General features: G+C 42.1%; 17 protein-coding genes. 2 read left to right on the top strand and 15 right to left on the bottom strand.

What is annotated here, in order from left to right; translation table 11 throughout:
- Nucleotides 1–60: 60 nt before the first annotated feature.
- On the bottom strand, nucleotides 61–663 hold the full coding sequence (leuD, locus tag UB51_RS05885) for a 3-isopropylmalate dehydratase small subunit (protein WP_044876510.1): 603 nt from the start codon (nucleotides 661–663) through the stop codon (nucleotides 61–63).
- Between the two features lie 26 nt (nucleotides 664–689).
- Nucleotides 690–2,111 (bottom strand): 3-isopropylmalate dehydratase large subunit, encoded by a 1,422-nt coding sequence (gene leuC, locus UB51_RS05880; RefSeq protein WP_044876509.1) that lies wholly within the window; start codon nucleotides 2,109–2,111, stop codon nucleotides 690–692.
- Nucleotides 2,112–2,509: 398 nt separating this feature from the next.
- On the opposite strand from leuC, the gene thiD reads away from it, so the two are divergent.
- Entirely contained in the window at nucleotides 2,510–3,322 is an 813-nt protein-coding gene (thiD, locus tag UB51_RS05875) for a bifunctional hydroxymethylpyrimidine kinase/phosphomethylpyrimidine kinase (RefSeq protein WP_044876508.1), read from the top strand.
- 202 nt (nucleotides 3,323–3,524) lie between these two features.
- Here the strand turns inward: thiD and UB51_RS05870 are convergent, their stop codons facing one another.
- The 12 genes from UB51_RS05870 to UB51_RS05815 form a co-directional block, all read right to left on the bottom strand.
- Nucleotides 3,525–4,247, bottom strand: coding sequence for an AAA family ATPase (locus tag UB51_RS05870; protein WP_044876507.1), 723 nt, complete (start codon nucleotides 4,245–4,247; stop codon nucleotides 3,525–3,527).
- 51 nt (nucleotides 4,248–4,298) lie between these two features.
- Nucleotides 4,299–5,264, bottom strand: a complete 966-nt coding sequence (locus UB51_RS05865) for a GNAT family N-acetyltransferase (RefSeq protein WP_044876506.1) — start codon at nucleotides 5,262–5,264, stop codon at nucleotides 4,299–4,301.
- A gap of 94 nt (nucleotides 5,265–5,358) precedes the next feature.
- Entirely contained in the window at nucleotides 5,359–5,547 is a 189-nt protein-coding gene (locus tag UB51_RS29565) for a DUF4083 family protein (RefSeq protein WP_044876505.1), read from the bottom strand.
- A gap of 135 nt (nucleotides 5,548–5,682) precedes the next feature.
- Nucleotides 5,683–6,897 (bottom strand): chromate transporter, encoded by a 1,215-nt coding sequence (locus UB51_RS05855; protein WP_044876504.1) that lies wholly within the window; start codon nucleotides 6,895–6,897, stop codon nucleotides 5,683–5,685.
- A 356-nt stretch (nucleotides 6,898–7,253) separates the two neighbouring features.
- Nucleotides 7,254–7,925 (bottom strand): beta-phosphoglucomutase, encoded by a 672-nt coding sequence (pgmB, locus tag UB51_RS05850; protein ID WP_044876503.1) that lies wholly within the window; start codon nucleotides 7,923–7,925, stop codon nucleotides 7,254–7,256.
- Nucleotides 7,926–7,927: 2 nt separating this feature from the next.
- The gene (locus UB51_RS05845) at nucleotides 7,928–10,273 is read right to left on the bottom strand and encodes a glycoside hydrolase family 65 protein (RefSeq protein WP_044876502.1); all 2,346 of its coding nucleotides are present in this window, start codon (nucleotides 10,271–10,273) and stop codon (nucleotides 7,928–7,930) included.
- A 165-nt stretch (nucleotides 10,274–10,438) separates the two neighbouring features.
- Complete coding sequence (locus UB51_RS05840) at nucleotides 10,439–11,269, bottom strand: carbohydrate ABC transporter permease (protein WP_044876501.1); 831 nt, start codon at nucleotides 11,267–11,269, stop codon at nucleotides 10,439–10,441.
- Nucleotides 11,269–12,144 carry a carbohydrate ABC transporter permease gene (locus tag UB51_RS05835; protein WP_044876500.1) on the bottom strand — a complete coding sequence of 292 codons (876 nt, stop codon included), beginning with the start codon at nucleotides 12,142–12,144 and terminating at the stop codon, nucleotides 11,269–11,271. The genes UB51_RS05840 and UB51_RS05835 overlap by 1 nt, the downstream gene beginning before the upstream one ends.
- A 12-nt stretch (nucleotides 12,145–12,156) precedes the next feature.
- Nucleotides 12,157–13,440 (bottom strand): ABC transporter substrate-binding protein, encoded by a 1,284-nt coding sequence (locus UB51_RS05830; RefSeq protein WP_044876499.1) that lies wholly within the window; start codon nucleotides 13,438–13,440, stop codon nucleotides 12,157–12,159.
- A 99-nt stretch (nucleotides 13,441–13,539) separates the two neighbouring features.
- The gene (locus tag UB51_RS05825; protein ID WP_044876498.1) at nucleotides 13,540–15,099 is read right to left on the bottom strand and encodes a response regulator transcription factor; all 1,560 of its coding nucleotides are present in this window, start codon (nucleotides 15,097–15,099) and stop codon (nucleotides 13,540–13,542) included.
- A 19-nt stretch (nucleotides 15,100–15,118) separates the two neighbouring features.
- Complete coding sequence (locus UB51_RS05820; RefSeq protein ID WP_044876497.1) at nucleotides 15,119–16,858, bottom strand: sensor histidine kinase; 1,740 nt, start codon at nucleotides 16,856–16,858, stop codon at nucleotides 15,119–15,121.
- Between the two features lie 283 nt (nucleotides 16,859–17,141).
- Nucleotides 17,142–18,887, bottom strand: a complete 1,746-nt coding sequence (locus UB51_RS05815; RefSeq protein WP_044876496.1) for a methyl-accepting chemotaxis protein — start codon at nucleotides 18,885–18,887, stop codon at nucleotides 17,142–17,144.
- Nucleotides 18,888–19,281: 394 nt separating this feature from the next.
- Here UB51_RS05815 and UB51_RS05810 point away from each other — a divergent pair, with 394 nt between their 5' ends.
- A complete protein-coding gene (locus UB51_RS05810; RefSeq protein ID WP_044876495.1) occupies nucleotides 19,282–20,196 on the top strand; it encodes a LysR family transcriptional regulator in 915 nt (304 codons plus the stop codon).
- On the opposite strand, the gene UB51_RS05805 is transcribed toward UB51_RS05810, so the two are convergent.
- On the bottom strand, nucleotides 20,185–20,994 hold the full coding sequence (locus UB51_RS05805) for a carbon-nitrogen family hydrolase (RefSeq protein ID WP_044879916.1): 810 nt from the start codon (nucleotides 20,992–20,994) through the stop codon (nucleotides 20,185–20,187). The two genes, UB51_RS05810 and UB51_RS05805, sit on opposite strands and share 12 nt — an antisense overlap.
- Nucleotides 20,995–21,092 lie beyond the last annotated feature (98 nt).

Below are 21,092 nucleotides of genomic sequence, written 5' to 3'. Positions count from 1 at the left end.
AAATCCCTGGAAACAAGGACTTAGAAGATTCCAATCAACTCTATGTGATGTCAAAGATTGTTATACCAATACTTGACTAGCGCGCTTTTGCTCGTATGCAGTAATCTCAGACTCATGTTGAAGTGTTAAGCCAATGTCATCCAATCCTTGTAACAGGAATTGACGACGGTGCTCATCAAGCACAAAATCGATGTGCAGACCATAATCATCTGTCAACGTGTTATTCTCTAAGTCAACATGCATCTTGTAGCCTTCATGCGTAGCAGTCCGCTGGAACACATCTTCCACTTGCTCTTCTGACAATTTAAGGGGCAGAATGCCATTCTTAAAGCAGTTATTATAGAATATATCTGCAAATGAAGGTGCAATAACACATTTGAAACCGTAGTCCATGATTGCCCAAGGAGCATGTTCACGTGATGATCCACAGCCGAAGTTGGCTCTAGATACGAGTACTGATGCACCTTTATAACGAGGCTTATTTAATTCGAAATTTTCATTGTCTTTGCCTTCTTCATCAAACCGCCATTCGTAAAACAAGAACTGTCCAAAACCCGTCCGTTCGATCCGTTTTAGAAATTGTTTAGGAATAATAGCATCTGTATCTACGTTAACCCGATCCACGGGCCCTACAATACCTGTTAATTTAGTGAATGCTTCCATAGGATATATCCCTCTCTTTCTTCTCTTTAGCTAACTATTTCTGTCTTAAAGTTCCAATCGCGAACGTCAACGAAACGTCCTTTGATCGCTGCTGCCGCTGCCATAGCTGGGGATACAAGATGCGTTCGCCCACCTCGTCCTTGGCGTCCTTCGAAGTTACGATTCGAAGTTGAAGCACAACGTTGACCAGGCTTCAATACATCCGGATTCATTGCGAGACACATACTGCAACCTGCATCACGCCATTCAAATCCAGCCTCTGTAAATATTTTATCAAGCCCTTCTTCTTCGGCTTGTATTTTGACTCTTCCTGATCCCGGTACAACAATAGCTGTCACTTGCCCAGATACGCTGTAACCTTTAGCCACTTCAGCTGCGGCACGTAAATCTTCAATCCGACCATTCGTACATGAACCAATGAATACATAATCTATTGTAATTTCGGAAATCGGGGTACCAGGTGTAAGCCCCATATATTCCAATGCTTTCTCAGCAGCTTTACGTTCGTTCTCTGTAGGCAACTCTGATGGAACTGGAACTTTAGAAGTAATATCTGTCCCCATACCTGGACTTGTTCCCCAGGTCACTTGTGGAATTAATGAATCTACATCGAATTCCAATACAAGATCAAATGAAGCTCCTTCATCTGTCAACAGTTCGTTCCAACCTTCAACAGCTTTGTCAAACGCAGCACCTTGAGGTACATGTTGACGACCACGTAAATATTCAAATGTCGTCTCATCTGGAGCGATCATACCTGCTCTCGCTCCACCTTCGATGGACATATTACATACTGTCATACGCTCTTCCATCGTCAGCGTTCTAATCGATTCACCTGTATATTCAATAACATAACCCGTTGCGAAATCCGTACCATACTTAGCAATAACGCCTAGAATCATATCTTTAGCTGTCACGCCTGCTTTACGATGACCGACAAAACGAATTTCCATCGTTTTAGCTTTAGATTGTTGTAGACATTGTGTTGCAAGCACGTGTTCAACTTCACTTGTACCAATACCGAATGCCAATGCACCGAAAGCACCGTGAGTTGAAGTATGGCTATCACCACATACAATTGTTTTACCTGGATGCGTCAGTCCGAGTTCAGGACCCATAACGTGTACTACCCCTTGATCGATTGAATCAAGATCATACAGCTTAACACCGAAATCACGACAGTTTTGTGAAAGTGTATCAATTTGTTGCTTAGAAATCGGGTCTTTAATGTTGAAACGATCTTGCGTTGGAACATTATGGTCCATCGTTGCAAAAGTTAGCTCAGGTCTACGAACTTGACGTCCACTAAGACGAAGTCCTTCAAACGCTTGTGGAGATGTCACTTCATGAACGAGATGTAAATCAATATACAGAATACTAGGTTTACTCTCTTCTTGATGAATGACGTGGTTTTCCCAAATTTTCTCAAACATTGTCTTTTTACTCATCATATTCACCCCATCTTGAATTCGAACTTTGGAAGATCTGCCTCACTAAGACATCTCTTGATTGAAACTAATGATAACACCGTCACTCTCATTGTTCCAAGATATAATTTCTATAAAAGCTATAGGTTTTAACTATAAGGTGATCTGAAAGTATGCCTTAACGCAAGAAATCATGTTAAATATACTTTTAACAATCAACGGGAGCTTCGCATCATTACCGTTCAATAATTTTTCATTCCTGAAATTGGATGATAATTCGAATGATTTTCAATCTGTTCATGAAAATCACGTGAATTTTACATAAACAATCAAGAAAAAGATAATTATGTGTGGATTTTTGTTATAATCAATTCAATTCACATTTTATGAATCAGTTATAGAAGAAGGGGACGTTAGCATTGACAAAAATTATTAAAACCTTAACTATTGCCGGAAGTGACTCCAGTGGAGGCGCAGGCATTCAAGCAGATTTAAAAACATTTGAGGAATATGGCACTTACGGCTTCAGCGCCTTAACTACCATTGTAACAATGGACCCAGACAAGGGCTGGCATCACAATGTATATCCGATCGATGCCACGATTGTTGCAGAGCAGCTGAAAACCATCTTTGCAGGCGGCCCCGTCGATGCTATGAAAACCGGCATGTTGGGAAGTGTGGACATTGTCCGTGTTGTGGAGCAAGCCATTAAGGAGAATCACCAGACCAATGTAGTTATTGATCCAGTCATGGTATGTAAAGGCGAAGACGAGGTTCTGAATCCCGAAAGCGCTCATGCCATCCGTGATTTACTGCTGCCCCTGGCGACCGTGGTAACACCTAATCTATTCGAAGCCGGTGTGCTGTCGGGTCTCGGTAAGCTCTCTTCGATTGAAGATATGAAGGAAGCTGCTCGCCTTATTCATGACCTTGGAGCGCGCAATGTCGTCGTTAAAGGTGGAAAAGCTCTAGGCGGAGATCGTGCTGTAGACGTCTTCTACAATGGTGCTGATTATACAATCTTTGAAGCAGACAAAATTGAGCCCGCAACGAATCATGGGGCTGGCTGCACCTTTGCCGCAGCAATTACCGGTGGTTTAGCTAACGGTCTTCCTATCCATGAAGCCGTTGCGAAGGCCAAAGATTTTGTCTTAGCTGCTATTCGCGCCGGCTATATCTTCAATGAATATGTGGGGCCTGTCTTCCATGGCGGCTACCGCTTGAATCGTTAGAACTAGCAATAAGTTATAACTTAATTTTAGAAACGAATGGCAGTCCAGAAGGTTAACGTAACCTCTAGACTGCCATTTTCATTTTCTTAAATGTACTCTGCGTGATGGTCATCTTTGGTAACGTGCGTTTTGAATATACCACTCCTTACCCCAGCTTAATTATCGCGTTATTTGATTTTGTATGATACGGAGGGCCCTTGAGCTAGAACTCTTCTTCACTGTCATCAAATAGCTCATTCAAATATCGTTTCTTATTCTCAAGGAACCTCCTAGTTATCTGATAATGTTCTGTCTCCTCATATTGAATTTCACGGATGGGTGAATGATCGAAACTAAGAATTTGTGCATCGGGGAATCCAAGAATAATGGGAGAGTGCGTTGCAATAATAAACTGTGATGTATCCTTTAGATCGTATAATAATCTAAGAAATGCGAGTTGTCTTGATGGGGACAAGGCCGCTTCAGGCTCATCCAGTAAATAAATTCCTTTGCCACTGAATCGATTGACAAATAAACTCAAAAAGGACTCTCCATGTGATTGTTCATGTAAAGATTGACCTCCATAGTATCTCTGTGCATCGACCGAGTCTATATGTGTTGCAAAATTATAATATGATTCTGCCCTTAGAAAGAAACCATTCGTTATTTTGGGTAGCCAAGACAATCGTATGTGTTCACCTAATGCAGATCCCGAAGCCTCTAGATTATAATTGTTGTTTCTACCCCCACCAGCTGTATTAAATCCACATTGGTAGGCCATAGCTTCAAGCAACGTAGATTTACCCGAACCATTCTCTCCAACGAAAAAAGTTACGTTACTCGTCAATTTTATGACATCCATGGTTTGAATAGTAGGAATTGAAAATGGATATTGATTATCTTGTTTTATCTTTTCTCTTAATAATTCAACACTACGAAGGAACATAATTTCTCCTCATTACTACTCTTTATTTAATTGGTAAAGTATTTAACACCTTCATATTGGTACACCTCCCTTTTCATTGCTACCGATCGCTGGAATATACATATTCTGTACTTCTTGTACTCCAGGCACAAATCCCATGTTCAAATAAACAGACTCAGCATTATTACCTTGCATAACATACAATCTTAGAATTGGATACTTATCTTTAAGAAGAGCAAGCGCTCTTTTCAGCATGCTTGATGCCAATCCTCGTCCTCTATAAGCCGGTAAGACACCTATCTGGTATACCGCTGCGTAATTGTCTTGTAAGCAAAGACGACAGTTTGCAATGAGCAGACCGGTATTCTTTTCATACACAAGTGTAGACGCTTGAAGTAACGTTTCATTTGTATAATTCGGATCTTCTGCCGGAATAAAATCTTCGAGGGCCAGTTGTTTTCTTCTTATTGCATCAATACTTCCTGTAAAGATACTATAATCACATCTAGCAATTTCATCTTCGTTAACAAATCGCTTAGCACCCATCCCATTGTCTTCAATTTGAGGACACTCGATGATAAGACTATCATCCCATGTCACATCGAAATGATCGGTAGGGCGTTGCATCCAGCGACATCTGAACTCGTCCGGCCAAAAGCCTGCTCTAGCAAACAAATCCACTTGATCAGGAAGAACTTCAAAAGTCTTTATATATTGTGTTCGATCAGACCAGTGTAATAGAATCTTTGTAAGTAATTTCAATACCTTAAAAGAATCGTTAAATGGAGGAATAAAAAATAGATGATATATTCTATTGGGAGCCATTCTTACTCCGCCTATTCGGGATTCGCCTTGATAGATCCAATAGGCGTTCCGCTGTGGAGCATTGTAGCCTTGCTCCCTAAAAAAGCCATTGTATTGCATATTATAATAAACAGAACAGTAAACTCCCCAAATCTCTGGTTCGGCCTTTTGAATAGAATATTCAGGGGATAAACTATAAGAAATAAGGTCCTCAGACCAATTATTTAATTGCATACGCCATTCCTCCTCGTTAATCTCCTTCAGTATGTATAAAGTATTGTTCATATCATTTCTGACTAAAGCTATGTATAAGATGAATCCATTAACGTCATTTGTTTTTCTCAATTAATGTGTCAATCTTCTGTTCTATTCTTCTCAATGTTTCAGGAGTTGAATATTGATGAGTACTCCTATATTTTATAAAGCGTGTAAGACTATAAACTAACAGTAGTATTAGTCCTAACACTAACCCAAGAAAAAGAATCTGTATGATCACATTTCCCCAGATTATATCCATTGTCAAACCCCCTATCACGATTCTGAAAATGTATTATAATGTCATTCCACACATCATTATTGCAATTAAAGTCCAATTAAACTTATTCGTTAAATATTGTCTACTTCCTTTGTTTGTTCTAATAAAATTACTGTCTTATATGAACCCCAGCACCATTCCTCCCGCAGCTCCCGTAAGGACAATCACCCAAGGCGGAAGCTTCCAGAAGACAAGCATAATATACAATAGGATCGCTAGGGCAAAATCCATAGGTTCCAAAATTGCAGTAGTCCAAAGGGGATCATACAGCGCAGCTAGCAATATACCAACGACCGCAGCATTTATGCCTACCAACGCACCTTGGATTCTCGGACTATTTCTTAGAACATTCCAAAACGGGAGCATACCCACAACGAGGAGAAATGCTGGTAAGAAAATGGAAATGGTCGCAATGATCGCACCAGATATTCCGCCCAGCATGGCTCCGAGATAACTTGCAAATGTAAATAAAGGCCCTGGGACAGCTTGAGCAGCGCCGTACCCTGCTAGAAAATCCGCCTGACTTACCCAACCTGTAGGAACTACCTCACGTTCTAGAATCGGCAATACGACGTGACCTCCACCAAACACCAAAGATCCCGACCGATAAAAGCTATCAAACATCGCTAGCCATTCGCTATCTCCCCACTGTCTAAGCAGCGGAAGTACTAGGAGAAGACCGAAAAATAAAGCGAGGCAGGCTATGGCGAAGGATCGACTTATAGCCATTGGTAATTCGGGTGTATCCTCCACCTCTTTCTTACGGTATAACCATAACCCTACGACTCCCGCTGCAAGAATAATTAGAACCTGACTATAAGCAGTTTGCCAAGATAAAGTAATTGTTGCAGTGATAACCGCTATCGTAGCACGATCCCGATCCGGTGTGAGCTTTCGCCCCATTCCTAAGATAGCATGAGCTACAATGGCTACAGCAACGATTTTCAGTCCATGAATCCATCCTACGTTTACTATATCAAATCCCTTCAGCAGGAAGGCAAAAGCCACTAAAGCAATGACAGAGGGAAGTGTGAATCCTAACCAAGCGACTATGCCGCCTAGTAATCCTGCCCTTACGATGCCAATTCCTATCCCAATCTGACTACTGGCCGGGCCAGGAAGAAACTGACAAAGTGCAACTAGGTCAGCGTAACTTCGTTCATCCATCCATTTCCGACGACGAATGTACTCGTTATGAAAATAACCGAGGTGTGCAATCGGTCCTCCAAAGGAGGTTAGCCCGAGTTTAGTCGATACACTTAATACCTCCATCAGAACAGAGATTTTCCCTTGTTGCTTGCCCTGTGGTTTCATATGCTCATTTGTCTCCATACAGTTGCAAACTCCTTATCTTTTTATACGTTTGCGAAGATTTGATCTGTACAGCCTCTCGCATGCTTCTATCTGTTCTACACTCACCCTATTCTCACTTACATCTTGATTTTCTTCTGATCATTGAATACGACTATATTTTAAGCTCTAATTTCATGCTACTTCAATCCTTTTACAAAAATTTTACAAAGCTTTACTTAAACGTTACAATCCAGCCTGCTCAATGTAGAGTCACTCCTGCCTCATAATAAACCTACAATTGTTAGGGATCATCCAATAAATTCTTATCATATGAAAATGCAGCCCTTTTCTTAGCACAGGCTGCATTGTTCATATGATTGTATTGTAATCGAATGCTACGATGCCAATGATGCCGCGTTTATTAACGAATAAAGATCTAATTTCGCAGTACTGTCGTATACGATATCAGCACCTGCAATACTTAATAAGCGCTCTTCACCGATCCCAACAGCGTACATTCCCGCTGCTTTAATGGCTTCGATTCCCGCTTGTGCATCTTCAATGCCAATACAGTACTTGGGATCGGCACTTACAGCCTGCGCACCCTTCAAGAAGATATCCGGAGCAGGCTTTCCTGTAATTCCATCCGGATTCACAATATATTGGAACTTGTCTTCCAATTCGAGAGACTTCAGGATTTGAGGCGCATTCTTGCTAGCGGATGTAAGCACGACAGGAATGTGTACTTGGTTCAACTGTTCCAGCAATTCTAGAATCCCCGGATACGTGTTTTCAGGTGAAAGATGGGTGAGCAAAGAAACGTAATGATCATTCTTCTCTTTTGCCAAAGCCTCACGCTGCTCCCCAGAGAAATCACGCTCACGTTTGCCATGGATCAAGATGCGTTCCAGTGATTCCATCCGGCTGATTCCCTTCAGCGTTTCATTAAATTCTCGGTCGATATCTATTTCAATATGATCTGCCATTTGTTTCCATGCTAGATAATGATACTCTGCCGTATCCGTGATAACGCCATCCAAATCAAATAATACTGCTTGTAGCTTCATCTTCATTGCCCTCCTTCGTTGAGACTGACCGTTAATACCTGATCAAAGCTGTATTCGGTTTCATAGACTTCAATCGTTACAGGCATTTGATTCACCGCTTTGATGACCAGTTCATTCTTCGTCACGATAACCTCCAAACGTTGTCCTTGCCAGTTGATCGCGAACTCTAGCTTGTTCCAATGTAACGGCAACTTCGGATTCATTCTTAACGTTCCATGCATCATCCGCATGCCGCCAAATCCCATTACAATGATTTGCCATATCCCACCCATTGAAGCTGTATGCACACCTAAATCTGAGGACTTCATTTCGGGTCCCAAATCAATTTCGCAGGCCTGTCTATACAAACGATAGGCTAACGAGGTATCATTCAAATCGTTGGCCAATATGGCATGCGTCGATAAACTTAACGAAGAGTCGTGGATCGTCTTTGGCTCGTAATAATTGTAGTTAGCGATCTTGACCTCTTGGCTAAACTTGTCCTCTAACAAGTAGAATAAAATCATTAAGTCAGCCTGCTTCGATACTTGGATGTCACTTAACTGCTCTAAGCTATAATCTTCAAAGATGGTATTCACATGCGTCTGATTCTTATATTTCGTCAAATCAATGATTCGCTTCATTAAATACATATCATCTTGCGGAATAACCAGATCCTCTTCTCGTGGCTGTGGTAAATATAGCTTGCCGATGGCTTCATTCCAAGCAATGTAAACCTCGTCCAACTGAAGTTTTTCATTGAGCCTGTTAAACACATCGGTATTCTGTTCCTTTAACTGCTGATAGTACGTGATCGCAAGCTGTATATTCTCATGCGCGAAATAGTTCGTAAACGCATTGTTGTCGACATGCTCCTTGTATTCATCCGGGCCAATGACATCGTTAATCCCATAGTGCTGTTTGCTTTCATCCCATTCCAAGCGATCGACCCAGAATCTCGCCGTATCGAAGATGATCTCATAACCATGATCATCCATGAATGCCTGGTCGCCGGTAACCATGTAATATTGCCGCACGGCAAAAGCGATGTCCGCAGTAATATGCTGCTCAATAAATCCGGTCCAGATCTTCGTCTGCTTCCCTGTTACAATATCTACTCGGCCCCACTCCTGTGCAACTTCTCCTTCACTTGGCCAAGCCGCTTCCCAAGGATACATGGCTCCTTCATACCCATTACTTTGTGCTTTCTTTCGTGCGCCCTCCAAGCCTAAATAACGATAGGTCAGCAACGAACGTGCAACCTTTGGATTCGAATAGATAAAGAAAGGCAATATGAACATTTCCGTATCCCAGAACGAATGCCCCTGATACCCTTCGCCACTTAACCCCTTCGCTGCAATTCCCATCCTCTCGTCATGAGCAGGCGTCATAACTGTCAAATGGTACAAGGCAAATCTAGCTGCAAGTAAATCGAAATCATGCTTAGAGTCAATGTCCAAGGTGTATAAGCCCCATACTTTTTGCTCCCAGGCTAACGCATGCTCGTGTAGCAAAGCATCGTAACCTTTTGTCTCACTGACTTTTAAGCTGGATAGCGCTTGTTCGCACATCGCCTGCAATTCCATTCCCGCAAATTCTTTATCCCGTGAAGTATGAACCGTGGTTAGTTTCTGTAGCGATAATTTTTGTCCCTTTGTCACGGTACACTTATACGTTAGCATAACCATTCTACGGTCAATGCGCATGAAGGGATCTTCCAACGTAACGCCGTCTAGACTTGCACGATGAACGGTATGGAACATAAAATCGATATCTGATTCGACCGTTTTCTGGAGTAATTCAATGTACTTCTTATCGTAAATACGCTTCTCGCCTTCATAGAAGTGCTGCACCCCGCTGTTGGTTACTTGTGCATTCACACCACTCTCAACATAAATTTCAACATCTGCGTTAAGTGATTCAATTTCCATGTTCATGGCAATGAGGTGCAGGTTATCCAACGACACAAAGCGTTTGAAAGTGAAGGCCACTTCTTTCCCCGACGATGTTAACCATATGAACGATCTCGTCAACTCCGCTACTTTCAAATTCAAAGTGCGTACGTAGTTCGCTGTTCGTGAAGGTGTCACATCCAACCGTTCTCCGTCCACACGAATATCGAGTCGTGTCACATCCGCAGCATTCGGCAACTCGGATACCTCTAGCGAATTTGATTTGTTAAATGTACCGGCCACGAATAAATTCCTTACCTCGCCTACATAGGGCTCTTCTGTCGCACTTCGAAGTCCCATATATCCATTCCCTAAGGACATGATTGCTTCGGCCTTACCTAATAAGCTGCTGGAAAAACTAGAATCAGCAACGATCCAATTCTTCAACTTGCCCTTTCCTATATCATATTTCATCATCGCACCTATACCTCCGTTATTCTTCCACGCTGATTGCGTGTATGATAAATTCAAACGCTAGACAAGCAAAGACCCATCCTCCCATCAAAATGAAGGGAGACGGGCCTCTTAAACTTACATAATCCATATTTATTTAATTGGATAACACGCCTATTGAACAGCCGTTTATCCTTTGACCGCTCCTGCCGTAATACCATCAATAATATTTCGTTGCATGAAGATGAAGAACACAATAACCGGGATGGAAGCCATCGTTAACGCCGCCATAGCCAGATGCCATTCGTTCATGTACTGACCGAAATAGACGGATGAAGCAATCGAAATCGTCCGATTCTTCTCCGAGCTGAGTGTGATCAACGGAAGCAAGAAGTCGTTCCAAATCCATAGTGAATGCAAGATCGCAATCGTCGTCGTCACAGGTTTCAACAACGGAAGCACGACCCGGAAGAATGCACCTACAATGCCGTTACCATCAATGAAAGCAGCCTCTTCTAACTCACGCGGGATGGACTTGATGAAGCCGTGATATAGGAACACTGCTAGCGGAATCCCAAAGCCCCAATACATGATAATGATACCGGGAATCGAATCCATAAGGTGTAATTCACTAGTTACCTTCACTAGCGGAATCATTAACGTCTGGAACGGGATGACGAGAGAAGACAAGATGAGTAAAAATAACATCGAACTCACCCAACCCGGACGCCGGACAAATTGGTACGCAGCTGGTGCACTAATGATTAATATCCCCACCACCGAAAAAACTGTAATGGTAAGCGAGTTCATAAGTACGCCACCAAAATTAAGTTGCTTCCATACCGTCTCAAAGTTACCGAAATTAAACGTAGTTGGCAGTGATGCAACCGTTGAGACAACCTCATTATACGTTTTAAAGGAATTAACTAATGTAATATACAAGGGAAAGAAAACAACAATAGCAAAGACAGCTAATATCGTGAATACGATCCATTGACGTTTATTTTTACGTTTATGCATTATAACTCCACCTCCCTACGTTTCAGCACAATGGACTGAACTAAGGTGACAGCAGCAAGAACAAGGAAGAAGATAACCGCTTTCGCTGAAGCATAGGTGAACAAGTTTCTTCCGAAACCTTCCGTGTAGATGTGATATGCTAACGACTGCGTTGTTCCGAATGGACCCCCGCCTGTAAGGGAATAGTTCAGGTCAAAGCCCTTGAAGCCGTTCGCAATCGCCAAGAATAAGTTAATGGTTAATGCCGGACGAATGAGCGGGAATATCACGTTCCACATTCTGCTCCAATAGCCTGCGCCATCAATTTCAGCAGCTTCCAGCATATCTTTCGGCACACCTTGAAGTGCTGCCAAGTAAATAATCATGAAATATCCAACAGACTGCCACACCGCTACCATCACGATCGACCAGAAGGCATAATCTGGAAGGCTTAGCCAATTTTTCTGAAATAGCGACCATCCTGTCGTAGCGCCGATTTCACTGAACAAATTTGTAATAATGAATTGCCAGATGAAGCCTACGATGACCGAACCCATTACGTACGGTAAGAAAAAGATGGTTCGCAAGAGGTTCCGAAATTTAATGGCTTGATTTAACCCTAGGGCAAGCAATAGACCAAATACATTGAGTAGAATCGTTGTAATCGCAACGTATTTCGCGGTAAATATAAAGGATCGTAAGAAGGCAGTGTCGTGGAATAACCGTTCATAGTTACTCCACCCCACCCAACTTATATTGCTGCTAATGCCATCCCAGTCCTGAAAACTGTAAACAATCGCTCTCAGAAAGGGAATTAGAATAACTAAAGTGAAGAAAATGATAGCAGGTGCCACAAAAGCGACATATATCAATCGTCTACGTGTCTTAATCATCATGCCTAATCATCCCTACTTTTTGACTTTTTGGTTCCAAATATCCTGTAGTTCCTTTATGGTTTGGTCTTTATCATATTGTGCGCCTACATAAGCCTGCAAAGGTACTGCGAAATCTTCAGCGATGCCAGATGGCCACAACTGGAAGGACCAAATCAACGTTTTGTTCTCTGTTAGGTACGTATTCAAATCTTCTGCTAATGGACCGAGTTCAGGTATCGTCTTCAAATCGGTGAAAGCAGGAATCATTTTATAGGAATCTACGATATACTTCTGCCCGTTCTCATGCAGCCATGATAAGAATTTCTTGCTCTCATCAAGGGCTTTGGATTCTTTACTAATCGAGTAGTACGTTGATACACCGATAGGCATTTTAGTATCTTCAGGATTGTCATTAAGCGGGATCGCGAACATTCCAATATTCATATTTGGGTTAATTTTTGTAATCGAATCGATCGCCCATACCCCTTGTTGCATCATCGCTGTTTTGCCGGATGCAAAATCTGAAACCTGATTATCGTAACTTAAGCCAATTGTATCTGTGCCTTTACCATATTGAATCGTCATGTCTAACACATCAAAGAATCCGTTCAGGTTCGTCAAATCAGAGATTCCAGCCTCTCCTTTGTACATTTTCCCGATTGTCGCTGCTGGATCTTTCTCAAATGCAAATGGAAGATTGAATAAATGCTGACCCAATACCCAGAATGACTTGTACCCTTCCGAGTAGGAGGAAATTTGTGCAGCTTTGAGCTTCTCGTTTACTTCTTTTAGCTCCGTTAGCGTTGTTGGCACATTATTAATACCCGCTTTGGAGAATAGATCCTTGTTATAAATAAATCCATATCCTTCTACAGCGAGCGGGAAGCCCAGCTTCTTGCCGTCTACGGTCATTCCTGGCTCCGCTGAAGGAACCACCTTGTCCATCCATGGCTCATCAGATAAATCGACCAAGCGATCGGACCAATCTTGAATGTCTGTATACGCTCGAGTCATGAAGATATCAGGACCATCGCCAGCTGCAAAGCGTGTTTTCAATAACGTATCGTAGTTGCTTGTAACTTGTGCCTCAATGTTGACGTTAGGGTTTAGTGCCATATAATCCGCAGTCATGGCTTTGATTTTGTCTGTAATTTCGGTCTTGAAATCCATGATCTTAATCGTTACTTTTTCACTGTTTGAATTTCCTTTATTATTGGCTGCCTCATTCTTACTGTTTGTACTTCCGCCGCCAGCGCAACCGCTGATCAATGACAAAAATACAATACTCGTGAGAAGCATTAACATTACCTTACGCATCTCTATTCCCCCTTAAGTAGTTGTTTTCTTTTGCTACACCTTTATTTTACAAATTACTTGTCAGCGGAAACAGAGATTATATTCGCTAAAAAGAGTAAATTATGAACCTCTCACTTGTTTGCGATATTTCAGCGGGGATAAGCCCATTTGCTTGCGAAATACTTTGCTAAAATAGTTCTCGTCCGCATATCCAATGATCTCCGCGATTTTGATCACGGACATCTCGGTATGCATCAGCAATGACTTGGCCTTCTGCATTCGTAAATACGTCTGATAAGTGACCACCGTGGTGTTGTACATCTCTTTGAATTTCTTCGCAATGTATTGCGGACTGAAATGGAAATGCTCCGATAAACTAATCATGGTAATATTCTCATGAAAATGCTGCTGGATATACTCATGGATGGCCTGTATCCCTCGGCTTTCATACCCATCCATACCACTAACTTCAATCAACCGCCACCATTGTTGAATCATCTTCGTCTCCCACTCTGCAATATAGCTAATCCATAATGGAATAGATAAATCGTCTACATCCTTATGCAGCTTACGACTGGCTCGCTCCAACATATAGTTGGCTTCCTTGGTCATCATCTGCAAATCTTTAAAAAGCAACATACGGCATGTACGAAGCTCTTCGGCAAAGCCATGTATAATCTCAGTGACATAAGTCTTATTACGGTCTTCTAAAGCGATATTCAACAGTAATTCCTGGTTGGATAGGCTCGGTTTCACATCGTCACCGTCGTAGGTGCTGTCATATTCAGCAGATATAGGGGAATCCATTAGCGTTTCCCTAGCTGAATCGATCTGTTCCTGAATTTGTTGTAGATTGGTTGCCCTCTTGCTTGTGCCCGTCAACACCTCTAAGCCAATGGTCTTCTTCCAAGCCGCTGTCATCTTCTTGATGAAATACTGCAGCTTATTCGTTAAGCTCTCAGGCTCTTCGGCCGTCAGCAATAACCAACGATAATCGTCACACCGGAATAATAGATGTGCACCATACTCTTCTAAAGACTCAGAAGCAATATTTCTTAGAGCAAATGCAAACAACTCTGCATTCCCTTCATACCTCTGTTCAATACGTAGAGTACTGTCACGCATCAAAATGATGGTCGCTCGAAGGCATTCTACCGCCATTTTCGACTTGTGAAAATACCCATTGAGTTCGGTATAATTCGGAGTATCCTCCTTGAGGGACTGATTCATTTTTTGCTCAATCACTAAAAAGTCAGCCTGTTTTAGGAGAAACTCTGTATCTCTCTCCACACGCATGGTGTCCTCCCTTAATTCACATAATGTTACCGCTTGCAAAAGGGCTTGTTCCACATCCTTCTTCTTAAACGGTTTCAAAATATAATCGATACCATTCGCCTTAATCGTGGCTCGTGTATACATATAGTCGTTGTAACCGCTAACAACAATAATCTGTACATTGGGATATTTCTCGCGAATCATATCTAATAATTGAATCCCATTCATTTCGGGCATACTCATGTCACAGAACATCACGCTAGGTTTGTGCAATCGAATCATATCCAGTGCTTGAAGACCATTCTCCGCATGAAATCGTTCTCTCACACCAAACCGATCCCAGTCTATAGCCAGTTCAATTCCCTCTCTTACGTGCTCTTCATCATCAACAATTAATACTTTCACAGAAGCCCCTCCTCTTCATTCAATCGCTTGGAATCATCACCATTCGGATATGTAATGAGATGATGGTTGCTTCAAAAGGAACGCTTGTCACTTCCCAAGTAAATCCTGGACCATAAAACAATCGCAACCGTTGCAACACATTGATTAATCCAATGCCATTCTTACCATAGTGCAGTTTGTCCTCTACGTAATCCTGGCGAATGGCCTCGATCGTCTCCAACGTGATTCCCTTTCCATCATCAATCACCTGAATACACAGCAAGTGCTCTGACTCCTTGATCTCTAGTGCAACATCAAGGTGTATAAATCCATAGCCTCGTCCTCTTTCAATTCCGTGTACGATACTATTCTCAATAAGCGGCTGAAGCAGCATCTTAGGTACTTCCAAATATCGCGCTTCTGGAGGAATGGACATAGTGTACGATAATTTACTTTTAAATCGGCCCTGTTGAAGAGACATGTAGTCTTCAATATGCTTTAACTCCATCTCCAACATGACGATCTCGGTCTGAAAATCCATGCTATACCGCAAAATCGATCCCAATTCCGATATTTTATCACTGATTTCGTAAGCGCCGTGTTTCATCGCAATCGTACCGATGGATTGCATCGTATTGTATAGAAAATGTGGATTGATTTGCGCCTGCAACATCTTGAGTTGCGCTGTAGTTAGCTCTAAACGATATCGGTGCTCGCGATTCATGTAGTCATCCAAATTCCGAGTCATCCCATAGAATCGATCTTCCAAAAGGCCCATCTCATCGGTTCGCTTCTTCCCCTTCGGAATATCAAAGTGGCCTTTTTCAACGCGAGCAATATTGCGAATTAGTCTTCTCACAGGGAGAATTATGAAATAAGACAGAATCATGGCTAGTACAACGACGAAGGCAATGGCGATGAATTGAATGAGTAAGGATCGGTTAATGGTCTTGTGCGCAGAGGAATATATAACGGCATTGGGCACAAATTTCACTAATGTGAACGGAAAATCATTGTATTCATTGTGCACATAGATAAACACCCCTTCTCTTCGTTCCAATTCTCCTTCAAAGAATCCTCGGCTCCCGAGCAGTTTGCCTTGGATATGACTTAATCCTGCCGTATCCTCATTAGAACTGTAGAGAAGCTGCTGTTCGTCTTTAATTAGCAAAAAATACGCATCGTCCGTAGAGAGCTGGGAATAAATCAGTTTATCAATCTCTCTGAGTCCAACATACATATTTAAAGTTCCGAGTATCGTCGATCTTGGATAGTCAATCAAATTCTTCTGCATCAGCAGAACCTCTTTATTCCCCAGATGTTTCACACTATATTGCATGGATTCACCCTGTATCTTGTCATAGTCCTGCAACAGGTTCTCTAGCTCGCTATTGCCAACATCCGAAGATGTAAACGCTTGCTTTTTTAAGTTGCTAATATACTTAACCGCATTGAACTCTGACCGGCTGATATACATGGCGTTCACTTTGTTATAGATGTACAACTTCTGAAGTGGCGATGTCTGTTCTGATCTGAGATAACTCATGAGCTGCGGATCGACATAGAAAGAACCTAACAACAGATTTAGATCATGAATATAGATCTTCAAATTATTCGATATAATCTCCATCGCATTATAATTCAGTTCAATCACTTGTTCTTTCATGGAGCTAGATGTCGTCTGATACGCAATTATATTGGATAATGAAAATGGAACCACGGTTGCGAGCAGCATACCGATTAGCAATTTACTGAACAAACTCTGTTTAAGCCAGCGCATAGGCTATCCCCCTAGTAATCACCTAGCAAAAAAAGAAATACGACTACATTTATTCATGTGTATCTAAGGACTATTTATGATAACATTTTATTAAAATGATATAAATTTATCAAATGGGTAAGTCTTACATATGCTAATCAGCCCCAAGCGAAACCATATGAGCTTATGAACGACAAGAGCCGAGTAAGCACAGGCTATGCGCCTGTGCTTACTCGGCCCTTCATAATCCCAAGGAACTAGGAAATACCTAGGAAAAGAGAAGTCAAATCCCTGACGCAACCGCCTAAAACTTAAACCTATTAATCAACTGCTGCAAATCTCCTGACATATGCGATAAATTAGAAGCCAGTCCCGACACTTCTTCCATGGAAGCAAGCTGTTCCTCTGCGGAGGAGGCAATTTCCTGTGAATGACTGGACGCAATCTTGGCAATATTAGCAACGTTCTCGCCACTGGCCGATATCTCCTGTACACTCGCTGAAATTTGTTGGGTTATGCTCGCCAATTCTTCGATCTGCTCTGAAATACGAATCGTTGACGTGGTTATATCTTGAAATCTAAGCTCAGTTTCCTTAGCAACTTCAGTTCCGGAAAGCACTTCTTCCTTGACTTTGTTCATCGTTTGAACGGATCGTTTCATGTCATTCTGCATTTCTTCAATCAAGCTGGAAATCTCATTGGTGGAGCTGTTCGATTGATCAGCCAGCTTACGGACCTCACCGGCTACGACAGCAAATCCCTTGCCGTGCTCCCCGGCGCGTGCCGCTTCGATTCCGGCATTCAATGCCAACATGTTGGTTTGACTAGAAATGTTCCGAATAATCGTGAGCACCTGATCAATTTGTGCGGTCCGTTGCTCCAAGAGTTGGATGACCTCATTAGAATCATTGACGGATTCGCTGATGGAGCTCATTTGCTTGACGGTATTCTGTATAGCAACTCCTCCTAGTCCCGCGATGTTCCTCGTATCTGCAGAAGAATCCGCAATCGTCGAGGAACTCTCGGCAATACGCTGGATGCCAATGGACATCTCTACAAGGGACGTCGTCGTTTGCTCCAAGGTGATCCGTTGTTCTTCGACTCCGTCGGCAGACTCCTGAATGGCTATGGTGATTTGTTCGGTGGCCTTGCTCGTTTGTTCCGCACCGACCATTAAATCATTGGAGTAAGAGGCGACCTGCTGCGTGGATGCATTCACTTCTCCAATAAAGTGCCTCATCTGCTTAACCATGTTATTAAAGTCCCTAGCTAATTCGCCAACTTCATCTTTTGATTTGTTGTGAACCTCTTCCACCGTAAAATTACCTGTAGCCACTTCATTTAATTTTCTTCCAATTAACTGGATCGGCTTGGCGAGACGAGAAGAGAAGAAACTCACAATAAACATGCCCAATACCAAGGCAATAGAGCCGATCCATAAAACAAGTTTTAGAACATCTTGGGCGCCAGCATTAAATTCTGTGACGTGAGCGCCGGAACCGACGATCCATCCCCAGTTGGGGTCCATTTCTACATAAGATATTTTTGTTTCTACTTTATTACTGTCCCCTGGGATCTTATATTGGTAAGATAGAAAACCTCCCCCTTTGATTCCCATTTCCACGATCGCTTTACCCAGCATCACACCATCTTGTGACTTAATATTTGTCAGGTCTTCCCCTTCGTTGTTCGGATTCATCACTGATATTGAATTTTTATTTACAGCCCACGGATAGCCCGTCGTACCCACTGTGTAAGCCTGTTTTATCGGACGGACATTTTTGGCATCTTTTTGTCCTAACAGCTCCTGTCTAACTTTTTCTTGCGCTTCCTCCAAAGTCAGTCTCCCGGCTTTGACTTCTCCATCCATCACATTCATCATGCCAATCATGGCCTTCACGCTATGTTGAAGTTGCTTTTTTCCCGCCTCATCCAATTTGCTCTTGGATGATTCATATGTCGTTATTCCTATTAGAATCGTAGGGACTAACAAGAGAAATAAACATAATACGACTAACTTGGTTCTTAATGACCTAAACTTCACTTTCATGGAAAACCTACCTTTCGTAATCGGAGAACATTATTTACTTCTTATATATCGGTAAAGGGAATAAAAAAGTGAATGCATTAAAGCTTAATACCGCGTAGAGCCCAGCACTCCATTTGAAATAATAGTAAGGTTTCAGAAAAAAATGCAACCGGAACCGAGAATATATCAGCTACAACGGAAGAATCAGTAGCATTGATGGAGCAAATTTCATCACCAAATATTTAAAATTTAATTCACGTCCTACATTAGAAAAAAGCCTCTCCATCAGTTCACTGGTAAGTTGAACTATCATGAGAAGCTTCTTTTTTATTTATCTTTTGCTACAATGATTATAGATATAATATAAGTAAACGCTATAAGAGGAATTCATTAACGTAAATGAGGTCGATTGAATATGGAACTACGACAGCTACAATATGCACTTCAAATAGCTGCAGAACGCAATTTCTCACGCGCCGCAGATAAGCTACACATTGCCCAGCCTTCACTAAGTCAACAACTTTCTAAGTTAGAGAAAGAAATCGGTGTACTACTCTTTCAGCGAAATACAAGCAGTGTTGAACTCACCCATGCGGGTGCAGCCTTTATGGAGCAAGCACAAAAAATTGTAGATGCTGTTGAACTTCTTCATCAAGAAATGACCGATATATCCCAGCTACGTGGAGGTAAGGTTGTCATCGGAAGTATGCCTATTACAGGTTCTCATTTACTTCCTTATGTATTACCCGTCTTTAGACAGACCTACCCTGACATTGAGATCACACTCCTAGAGGACTCCTCAATGAATCTAGAGAAGCTAACAGCCAATGGCAAAACAGATTTAAGCTTGCTCTCCCTCCCTCTCCTAGAACCTTCACTTGCTTACGAAGTTATAGGAGAAGAAAAAATTGATTTGGCTGTCCCTCCAGAGCATCCTTTGGCTGTGAAGCATGCTAACCAGACCCTTGAGACCATTCAAATAGAAGAACTCAAGAATGAATCCTTTATCGTACTCAAGAAAGGCCAAGGATTCCGTAAAATGACCTTTGACCTGTGCCAGCAGGCTGGATTCGAACCCAAGGTCGTATTTGAGAGCAGTAATATGGAAACCATTCAATCACTAGTTGCCGCAGGCATGGGTATAACGCTAGTTCCGCGTTTTATCGCCCGGGCACCTAGAACAGACTTCGTTCCCATCTTTTTGCCACTAGCTGAGCCCGTCCCAAGTCGAACGTTGGTCGTCGCCTATAGACGAGGACGTTATTTATCCAAAGCAGCTGAAGCTTTCATCGACTCATTCAAGAAATCAATAGACGAATTAATTGATTGAGTAAAGGTCAGGGCGACGATCACTAAATACTGGAATTCGTCCCCGTACGTCATCTACTAATGCTGGAGAGATCTCACCTATGACGATCTCTTCTCCTTCTCCACCCTCAGCAATAATCTCCCCCCATGGGTCAATGATCATAGAATGCCCGAAGAATGATGTGTCTCCACTTACACCCACCGTATTACAAGCAACTACGTACATTTGATTCTCAATAGCCCGAGCCATGAGCAATGTGCGCCAATGATGCAGACGAGGATGCGGCCATTCCGCTGAAACAAACAGTACCTTGGCTCCATCTAGAGCTAGACTTCGTGCTAATTCTGGAAACCGAATATCATAACAGATCGATGCTCCTGCGGTGAAATGGTGATCAATCTCAAATGTAACCTTATGATCACCTGACTTCAGATATTTTTCTTCGTTCATCAAACAAAATAAGTGGATCTTAGAATACTTGGCTATTTGTTCGCCTTGACGATCAAATACATACATAGAATTAGTAATATTCTCTCCATTTTTCTCAGCAATGGACCCACCTACAACGATAATCTCATGACGTTTAGCAAATGAACTAAGCCACTCTTTACTACGTTGACCCGCAACATCTGCGATTTCGTGAATTTCCTCTAGGGCATAACCTGTATTCCACATTTCAGGCAATACAATCAGATCAGGCTTAGGTGACATATTTGCCGCTTGCTCCATTAACATTAGAATATGTTCCCTATTAACCTCTGGTTGACCTAGTTGAATAGGTGTCTGGATCAAAGCTACACGTAAATTATTACTGCTCATTGTCAACACAAGTTCCCCCTTATTTAAATGTAACTGAACTACTCTTTCTTTCGTGATGTATATCATCATTTTTTACTATCCATCTCTATCCGCATGTA

Origin of the sequence: Paenibacillus sp. IHBB 10380 (assembly GCF_000949425.1) — a bacterium.
Classification (GTDB): Bacteria; Bacillota; Bacilli; order Paenibacillales; family Paenibacillaceae; genus Paenibacillus_AQ.
The sequence above is the reverse complement of the archived record's forward strand: the minus strand, read 5'-3'. Positions and strand labels throughout refer to the sequence as shown.

What these genes read in the sequence shown, in the direction of transcription:
- leuD (WP_044876510.1), bottom strand. Translation starts at nt 663, where the DNA reads ATGGAAGCATTCACTAAATTAACAGGTATTGTAGGGCCCGTGGATCGG.
- leuC (WP_044876509.1), bottom strand. Translation starts at nt 2,111, where the DNA reads ATGAGTAAAAAGACAATGTTTGAGAAAATTTGGGAAAACCACGTCATT.
- UB51_RS05870 (WP_044876507.1), bottom strand. Translation starts at nt 4,247, where the DNA reads ATGTTCCTTCGTAGTGTTGAATTATTAAGAGAAAAGATAAAACAAGAT.
- UB51_RS05865 (WP_044876506.1), bottom strand. Translation starts at nt 5,264, where the DNA reads ATGCAATTAAATAATTGGTCTGAGGACCTTATTTCTTATAGTTTATCC.
- UB51_RS29565 (WP_044876505.1), bottom strand. Translation starts at nt 5,547, where the DNA reads ATGGATATAATCTGGGGAAATGTGATCATACAGATTCTTTTTCTTGGG.
- UB51_RS05855 (WP_044876504.1), bottom strand. Translation starts at nt 6,897, where the DNA reads ATGGAGACAAATGAGCATATGAAACCACAGGGCAAGCAACAAGGGAAA.
- pgmB (WP_044876503.1), bottom strand. Translation starts at nt 7,925, where the DNA reads ATGAAGCTACAAGCAGTATTATTTGATTTGGATGGCGTTATCACGGAT.
- UB51_RS05845 (WP_044876502.1), bottom strand. Translation starts at nt 10,273, where the DNA reads ATGATGAAATATGATATAGGAAAGGGCAAGTTGAAGAATTGGATCGTT.
- UB51_RS05840 (WP_044876501.1), bottom strand. Translation starts at nt 11,269, where the DNA reads ATGCATAAACGTAAAAATAAACGTCAATGGATCGTATTCACGATATTA.
- UB51_RS05835 (WP_044876500.1), bottom strand. Translation starts at nt 12,144, where the DNA reads ATGATGATTAAGACACGTAGACGATTGATATATGTCGCTTTTGTGGCA.
- UB51_RS05830 (WP_044876499.1), bottom strand. Translation starts at nt 13,440, where the DNA reads ATGCGTAAGGTAATGTTAATGCTTCTCACGAGTATTGTATTTTTGTCA.
- UB51_RS05820 (WP_044876497.1), bottom strand. Translation starts at nt 16,858, where the DNA reads ATGCGCTGGCTTAAACAGAGTTTGTTCAGTAAATTGCTAATCGGTATG.
- UB51_RS05815 (WP_044876496.1), bottom strand. Translation starts at nt 18,887, where the DNA reads ATGAAAGTGAAGTTTAGGTCATTAAGAACCAAGTTAGTCGTATTATGT.
- UB51_RS05810 (WP_044876495.1), top strand. Translation starts at nt 19,282, where the DNA reads ATGGAACTACGACAGCTACAATATGCACTTCAAATAGCTGCAGAACGC.
- UB51_RS05805 (WP_044879916.1), bottom strand. Translation starts at nt 20,994, where the DNA reads ATGAGCAGTAATAATTTACGTGTAGCTTTGATCCAGACACCTATTCAA.